Annotated in this window: 9 protein-coding genes; 5 read left to right on the forward strand and 4 right to left on the reverse strand. The window is 61.1% G+C overall.

What is annotated here, in order from left to right:
- Positions 1-17 precede the first annotated feature (17 nt).
- The 3 genes from CXY72_RS05645 to CXY72_RS05655 all read right to left on the reverse strand — a co-directional run bounded on the left by CXY72_RS05645 (position 18) and on the right by CXY72_RS05655 (position 2,064).
- Positions 18-401: a hypothetical protein gene (locus tag CXY72_RS05645; RefSeq protein ID WP_104126717.1), complete on the reverse strand. Its 384-nt coding sequence runs from the start codon at positions 399-401 to the stop codon at positions 18-20.
- Positions 398-1,300, reverse strand: coding sequence for a metallophosphoesterase (locus tag CXY72_RS05650; protein ID WP_158252495.1), 903 nt, complete (start codon positions 1,298-1,300; stop codon positions 398-400). Before CXY72_RS05650 ends, CXY72_RS05645 begins: the two co-directional genes overlap by 4 nt.
- Before the next feature lie 167 nt (positions 1,301-1,467).
- Positions 1,468-2,064 (reverse strand): hypothetical protein, encoded by a 597-nt coding sequence (locus CXY72_RS05655; RefSeq protein WP_104126719.1) that lies wholly within the window; start codon positions 2,062-2,064, stop codon positions 1,468-1,470.
- A gap of 372 nt (positions 2,065-2,436) precedes the next feature.
- Between CXY72_RS05655 and CXY72_RS05660 the strand changes: the two genes are divergently transcribed.
- Positions 2,437-4,035, forward strand: coding sequence for a hypothetical protein (locus CXY72_RS05660; RefSeq protein WP_104126720.1), 1,599 nt, complete (start codon positions 2,437-2,439; stop codon positions 4,033-4,035).
- A 97-nt stretch (positions 4,036-4,132) separates the two neighbouring features.
- On the opposite strand, the gene CXY72_RS05665 is transcribed toward CXY72_RS05660, so the two are convergent.
- Complete coding sequence (locus tag CXY72_RS05665) at positions 4,133-4,522, reverse strand: hypothetical protein (protein ID WP_146071081.1); 390 nt, start codon at positions 4,520-4,522, stop codon at positions 4,133-4,135.
- 326 nt (positions 4,523-4,848) lie between these two features.
- On the opposite strand from CXY72_RS05665, the gene CXY72_RS19500 reads away from it, so the two are divergent.
- The 4 genes from CXY72_RS19500 to CXY72_RS05680 are packed head-to-tail and all read left to right on the forward strand — an operon-like array spanning position 4,849 to position 6,569.
- Positions 4,849-5,004: a hypothetical protein gene (locus CXY72_RS19500; RefSeq protein ID WP_158252496.1), complete on the forward strand. Its 156-nt coding sequence runs from the start codon at positions 4,849-4,851 to the stop codon at positions 5,002-5,004.
- The gene (locus tag CXY72_RS05670; protein WP_104126722.1) at positions 5,001-5,330 is read left to right on the forward strand and encodes a hypothetical protein; all 330 of its coding nucleotides are present in this window, start codon (positions 5,001-5,003) and stop codon (positions 5,328-5,330) included. The genes CXY72_RS19500 and CXY72_RS05670 overlap by 4 nt, the downstream gene beginning before the upstream one ends.
- Positions 5,331-5,334: 4 nt before the next feature.
- Positions 5,335-5,667, forward strand: coding sequence for a hypothetical protein (locus tag CXY72_RS05675; RefSeq protein WP_104126723.1), 333 nt, complete (start codon positions 5,335-5,337; stop codon positions 5,665-5,667).
- Positions 5,664-6,569, forward strand: a complete 906-nt coding sequence (locus CXY72_RS05680) for a site-specific integrase (protein WP_104126724.1) — start codon at positions 5,664-5,666, stop codon at positions 6,567-6,569. The genes CXY72_RS05675 and CXY72_RS05680 overlap by 4 nt, the downstream gene beginning before the upstream one ends.
- Positions 6,570-6,641 lie beyond the last annotated feature (72 nt).

The following is a 6,641-nucleotide window of genomic DNA, read 5'->3' on the forward strand; positions in this document are numbered from 1 at the left end:
GGTCGGACAGCGTTGCCTCACCATTGAATCGTGGCCGCTTGTCGTGCCGCGTCGAGGACGTTGTCGGGGTGGTCCACGTGTTCGGCGGGCCGGTGGCCACGAAAATGGCCCGAGGGTGAGCACAGCCAGACGAGGAGTTCTTCTTGGGTCCATCGGGCGTCGGCGGCGAGCTTAATGAGGTCAGCGATCACGGGGCGGATGAGGTGTGTTTCTGGATCGAACTGGAACCGGGGGTAGATGTATGCAGTTCCGCGCTTGACCGAGAGGAGATGGGCCTGCTGGCGCAGGTGCGAGAGTATTGCGTGTTTTCCCGTGCGCATGTTGATCAGTTGGAGAACTTCGGCGCCCGTATACATGCCGCCAGCCGCTTCAATGTCTTGCCAAAAGACAGCCGGAATCATGACTCACCAGCAGGCGCCGCATCAACCGCTTTGCTGTCCGGCTGCGGGTCCTCGCCAATGGTAAATTCATTGCTGACGGTCTGGGCGTTGCGGGTGAAGTACTCGATGTGCAGGGTGTTGGTATCAAGTATCGCTTGGCTGATGGCACGCTCGGAACCGTTCTTGTCGAGGAGGATGACCCGGGTGGTGAACGGGCTGTCACCGTCGTAGTCGACGGTTTCGTCGAAGTGGCGGTGGTAATGGCCGCCGAGATAGAGTTCGGGGCGTACCTGCAGAAACCCTCGGTGGAACATGGCCCGACCGGCGGCCGAATAGTGGATTCCGGCTGCTGGCCACCAACGATCGGTCTCGTCGAGCCAGGTATCGAGTGATGGCACGTTCAGTGGTGCGTCATGTCCGATGAGGACGTCGGCATGCTGGTTTCCGAGCGTGGCCAGGTCGGTCTCGGTGACGGATTCGGCTGGCCACCATGAGGTACCTTCGCTGCGGTGCCCTACGTCGACCGAATTCGCGCCGCCCAGCGCCGCCAGGGTCTTGCCGGAAGCAAGGGTGGTTCGCCAGCCGCGCGGAATGTGGGCGATGTTGGGCCTAAGCCAACGCAATCCGTCCTCGGTGAGCGGAAAACGGTAGAGACGAGTGAAGTCTTCGTGGTTGCCGTCGACGAAGTAGAGGGTCTGGGCTGTGACGGTGAGCCGTCGGCTGAGTTTGTCGAGGACGTTGTCCCAGTTATGGCCGGGCCAAATGAAGCCGAAATCTCCCAAAACCACGAGAGCTTGAATATCGCGCGCGTGCATGGTGCGGGACACGATGAGTACGTGTTCCAGGTCGCCGTGAGTGTCGCCGAGGAATCCGATGCGGCTAGCGGCGGACAGCGTGTCGCACCCAGTCCTAGGTGTCACAGCGCCCTCGTTGATTTGTTCCGCGCTCGGCGATCATCGAACGCGGAACACCCGTTTCGGGTCGATTCAGAGCCAGCCGTCATGTCTTCAGACTACGTTTAGCTCTCCTGATGGCAGCGTCCGCAGTGACTAATGTCGATGAGTCGGGGTTTTGATGCCTGCCGTTCTCAGCGTGGGTGGCTGATTGCACCGGTTGTGCTTAGAAGGGCGAGGAGGACGGCCAGTTGGTCGGCTCTGTTTTTGGGCTGCGCGTCTATTTGGAGTTGCCGGAGTTGGCGGTTGAACCATCGGCCGAGCGCGAACTCGACTGAGTCTGCGCCGTTAAGGTAGGGCGGGTTCCCGGTCCGTTGCAGGTGGTGAACGTACGCAGCGAAGTTTTTCTGCCAGATGTTTTCCTGCGGATCCCATTCAAAGGCCGGTGAGAGGTCGAGGCGAATGATCTGGTACCGGCATAGCCTCTCTTCGAACTTACGTTGATAGCCTGCCCACCCGCCCTTTCGGCGTTCCTCGGCGGGGAGGGTTGCGAGATTACGAGTGTTCTCCCGTGGGCTCCGTCCATTTTCGCGCCAGAATTCCTCATAGCCGTAAAGAGTCGAAACCCAGTTGACGGGGCGCCTGGTGTTCGCTGGCTGCGGGGCGTCGCCGTCGGCGTCGTTCGTGTCGGCTGCTGCGTAACGCGCAGAGCGTGGGCCCGGATCTGGTTCATTAAGCCAGAGTTCTTTGGCTCTGGAAGAGAGGTGGTCTTGGGGATTCGTGCCGGGCATTAGTGGCCAATCGTGGCCACCCGAATGGCGGCCTCGATAGGGTCATGCGCGGCAAAGAGCACGCGTGCGTGCCTTTTCGCTAATTCGCGAAACTTTGTCGGCGACTCGGTGGAATGAACCGAAACCTTTTCCTACGGTTGCAGGTCAAGCGGACGTTTACGACGAGCGGCCGAGCAACAGCTCTACGAGCAGCCCGTCTACCAGACTTGGCACGGTTTAACGGCAATCTCTGCGGCGGCGTCACTCTCGGAAAATAGTTTGAAATTCTTTTATGCTTGTTGATCAGCATTTTCAATGAAGACGAGGAGTTGAACATGACAAATGCAGTGCAATATGCCTTGAGGCGCGAAATCAGCCGCACACATACTTTTCATGACAAACAACCGATTCACCGACAACCTCAACTCCGACACCAACCGCCTCGCCAAGCTGCGGGCAACCATGATGGCTGACTCCGCAGTACCGGACCCCACCGATTTCGGCGGCATGAGCGCCTCCGCAGTCCCTTCCGGCGGTCGCGCAGACTATGTCTTCACTTCGCAGCAGGTCGTCCTAGCCCACTCCCGGGTTCTTCAGACCGGCATCCTCGACAAACTCGTTGCGTGGAGGAGCGAGGACGCTCGGGTCGCCGGCGCCAGCGCACGGTCCACCTTCATCTCTGACCGCGCCATCTTGGTTGGGCTTCTCCTGCTCGCCAGCGAACACGGGCCGCTCCTGATCAGTTCTCTCGCCATGGTCTTCCAGAACCGACTGACCCCCGAATCCCGCGCGTTGCTGCACCTCGCCGACGTGGCTCCTGCTTCCCTAGGCGACACGCGGGAGGACAAGCGCTGGTACGGCGGCACACACCGCGCTTTCCACCGGTTGCTCGTGCTTATGGATCCTTTTCCTCACAACCAAGGCAGCACGATTACCTCCACGGAGGCTCAGGCCGTTCTGGACGCGCACGAGGCCGACCACGAGAAGAAAATGAGGACCCGCCTGGACGAATTCACGAACGCTTTCCTGCACATGACATTCCTGCAGCAACCGCGACACCTCCGTTACGCCACTGGCCGCATCGACCTCGCCGTCGGCCAAACGTTCATAGCGTCGCCGACCACCCGCGGCTTCTCGAGAAAGACCCGGGCGGAGACGGTTACGAACGAAATCGGCGCCGACCCTCGAACCCTCCCGCACGGACCCATCGACGTCTTCGCCGGGGCAGGAACGGCTTACAACGGCAGGAACAACCCTCGCTGGGGCTGGATGGTTAATAGCGCCGTGCGGGTCGACTCGGAACGCCCCGAGGAATCCCGATTTCCCCAGCTGGCGATCAGCGCAACCCTAAGCCTGCCCAACATCGGGGCGGCAGAAGAAGCCGTCTCGCTGATGCGTACTGCACTTAGCACCGGCCTGGCACCTGGCATCCTTGACATCGACAAGGCCTACTTCGCGAGTTCTCCTGTCGCAGGTCTTCATGAGTCCAGATTCAACCTCGGCTTCACGCCCTCGACCGACTACCGCGTCGAGCGACTCGACGAACACGACCTTCCGGCCTCTCCCGACGGGATTCGCGCCCAACAGTCTGTGACCTTGGACAAAAACGACGGTATGCGCCAGCGGCAGCCCATCACGTATGGGAGTGAGCAGCGGCAGGCTTTTCACAATCACGCACGGAACTCCATGGAATGCCTCAACGCCGGTATCACAGAGTCACTTTTCGAGAGTCTCAGCGGCACCTCCCGCCAAACTGTGCGCGGATTCGCTGCCGCCCAGATCTTCCTGACGATCTCGCTCAGCAACTACAACCTGAGCGCCATCGCCGCGTTTCTCCGCAAGCAAATCAGCAAACCGGTCATACCGTCGCCGGCCGCTGAACTACCCGCGAACATTTGTCGCAGGGACCGAGAGTGGCACGCCCCATACGTCTCGCCCAACCCGGCCGACACCTCGCCCACACCCGAGGACGGTGCGGTGCCGACGACCTAGTCGAAAACGAAGAAGTCGCTCCTGAGGAATCTCAGGAGCGACTTCTTCGTTGTTGCGCAGGACTGGGGCCGAGGGTTACATGGTTGCCACGGCCTCGTCACCATTGGGTCTCGAACTCGTTTCTGGCGGCGGCAACCACAGAATCAGGATCGTGGAAGTGGTCCACGGGACGGTCCTCCTCCTCGAAGGATGTATTCGGCCCGCCGAGCCACAGCAACAGGTCGTGTTCGGTCCAGCCGTTCGCCATTGCCAACCCGATGAGTCGCCCCATCAGCGGGAGAATCTTTCCGTGAACCCGATCGAATTGAAATCCGGGATACAGAACAGCGTTCCGCCTCACGATGCCAGCGATGTGATGCGCCGCGCGGTTCCGCGACGCCAACATCCGGTTTGACGGCCTAGCTCCGAGCACTTTCGCGACCTGGCTGCTGGTTAACAGCCCGAACTCCGCCTCCATGCGGGCCCAGGCAGTCTGGGTTGCTTGCACGCTGCACACCAGCTGATCCGATACGACGTCGGCGCTCGGATGCGCCGCTTGTCTGGGGCGCCGACCGCTTCTGTCGGGAACCTCGGCTTGGTCCGGCTCCGCAGTCGGCCCTGATGTAGTCATGATTCGCCTTTCTCAGGGCGGTCTGCCTTGCACATAAGGAGCGCAGCCGCCGAACACTGTCGATGATCTCCCCTCACGGCGGACCGACGCCGAGTTTGTCGTTGAGTCGGTGGTTTGAAAATAGGAACTTTCGTACATTTGGATTTCAGCAGGCCGGAGAGGTCCGATAGAAGGGCACCCGACCACGAGAATCGGGGTTCGAAATGGTTGACACGAGTCACAATGCAACAGACGACAGCCCGGAAACAGGACCGGACTACCTGTGGGGTATCGAAGGCGGATGCTGGCTGATCACGACCAGCCCCGTCGTCAGCATTCAACCGGTACCGGCACGTCCCACCGAGAGCCCCGAACGATGACCTACACCCTGACTGGGGCCGAAGGTGGCCGCTGGATCGTCACAACCATCGGTTCCGCCCACAGCTTCGATCTGGATGCGATGACCGTCACCCGCCTTCCCGGCAAGGGTGCCGCGGCAACCCTGAACGATCAAACGCGTCCCCTCATCGAGATCGTGCACTGCACCGTTGGTGCTCGAGGCTACTGGCTGATGAGCCCCGAGCCTGACGAGTCGGACTATGTCGAACACTTCTGGCACCTGTCGAGCACGATCCAAGCAATCAACCCCGTCGCCGACGAGAGCTGCGACGACGATATCGCCCCGCGACAAGATCCCGAGAGGTGAGGCGATGCGTTACGTGCCGGAGGGACAGCCCTCCCTGGAGTCCCTCAGCGACGACTGCACGGGCTCCTACGTCGTCAGCACAGAATCTGACACCCGGTACTGGATCCATTGCGACCGGCGTTTGGTCCGCCGCGTGCCCCGTGCAGAAAATGAGCGTGCGCTCCGGCTCCGGGGCGACGGCGAAAACCTCATCCTCGAGGAGATCATCCAGTGCCGCCGGGGCCGGCCGCTGCTGCTCCTGATAAATCTGCGGCTGCCCGGCGTCTTGATCACCACTCGCGAATCCACGCCGATCATTCGCATCGACCCGGTACCGGAAATCCGTGGTTGGTCATGACCGCCGCCGAGGCTCGCTCGTACGATTACCGTCCCATCAACGCACTGCCCTATTGGCACACGATTGGTGACTTCATCACCGCTGCAGTCGCCGACACCGCCTCGGCGACGAACCGCGACGAACGTTCCCTCTATCCCGCAACCGTCGCCTTTGTGCTGTGGTGCTGGCAAAGCAGAGGCACGCCCCTGGAGCGCACACGTATCTTTCGCCGCAGCACGGTCGAAGAATTCATCCATCTGGCCATGAAGACATATGCCACCAGCAGCAGAGCCACCCACCGATCGACGCTCTGGCTCATGGTCGAAACTCTGAACCCGGCCGACGTGACCGAGCACCGGCCGATCCCACGGTCAGCGCCGACAAAGCCCTATTCGTCGTCGGACGTTGCCACGCTCTACAGCTGGGCCGCATCGCAAGGGACCGAACATCGGCGCTGCGACGCCGTCGCCCTCCTCGCTCTCGGGCTCGGGGCTGGCCTGGCGGCGAGAGAGATCCTCGGAGTTCGCGTCAGAGACCTCGACACCACAAGCGATGACATCCACGTAATCGTGTGGGAGAGCCGGCCACGCGTTGTACCCCTCAGCCCTCAATGGGACCGACCCCTTCGGCGAATCCTTGGGGACCTCATACCCGCTGACTGGCTCTTTCGTCCCGGCCGCATCAGCGCGACCTCTGGACAAGTCACGGATTTTCTCCTGCGCGCCCGCACCGACCTCGACGTTCGGCCCAGTCGCATGCGCGCGACGTGGCTCGTGGAGCACCTCCGCGACGGGACACCACCGCAGGAACTCCTGCGAATCTCCGGCCTCAAGAATCTGGCAGCCCTCGACAAACTTGCCGCCTTCGTGCCCCGAACGGCGGTTTCTGCAAAAGTTTCTCAAAGAAATTTTAACAAGGTCTGATCAGGGTTTTGGTGTGCCGTGATCATCGAGGATAGGGCAATTGGGCGGATTTTGACCCAGTCTCTAAAATTC

The sequence above is a fragment of the Cryobacterium sp. Y57 genome (assembly GCF_002929505.1).
Classification (GTDB): Bacteria; Actinomycetota; Actinomycetes; order Actinomycetales; family Microbacteriaceae; genus Cryobacterium.

Coding starts and splice junctions, on each gene's coding strand:
- CXY72_RS05655 (WP_104126719.1), bottom strand. CDS start 2,064: ATGCCCGGCACGAATCCCCAAGACCACCTCTCTTCCAGAGCCAAAGAA.
- CXY72_RS05660 (WP_104126720.1), top strand. CDS start 2,437: ATGACAAACAACCGATTCACCGACAACCTCAACTCCGACACCAACCGC.
- CXY72_RS05675 (WP_104126723.1), top strand. CDS start 5,335: ATGCGTTACGTGCCGGAGGGACAGCCCTCCCTGGAGTCCCTCAGCGAC.
- CXY72_RS05645 (WP_104126717.1), bottom strand. CDS start 401: ATGATTCCGGCTGTCTTTTGGCAAGACATTGAAGCGGCTGGCGGCATG.
- CXY72_RS05680 (WP_104126724.1), top strand. CDS start 5,664: ATGACCGCCGCCGAGGCTCGCTCGTACGATTACCGTCCCATCAACGCA.
- CXY72_RS05670 (WP_104126722.1), top strand. CDS start 5,001: ATGACCTACACCCTGACTGGGGCCGAAGGTGGCCGCTGGATCGTCACA.
- CXY72_RS19500 (WP_158252496.1), top strand. CDS start 4,849: ATGGTTGACACGAGTCACAATGCAACAGACGACAGCCCGGAAACAGGA.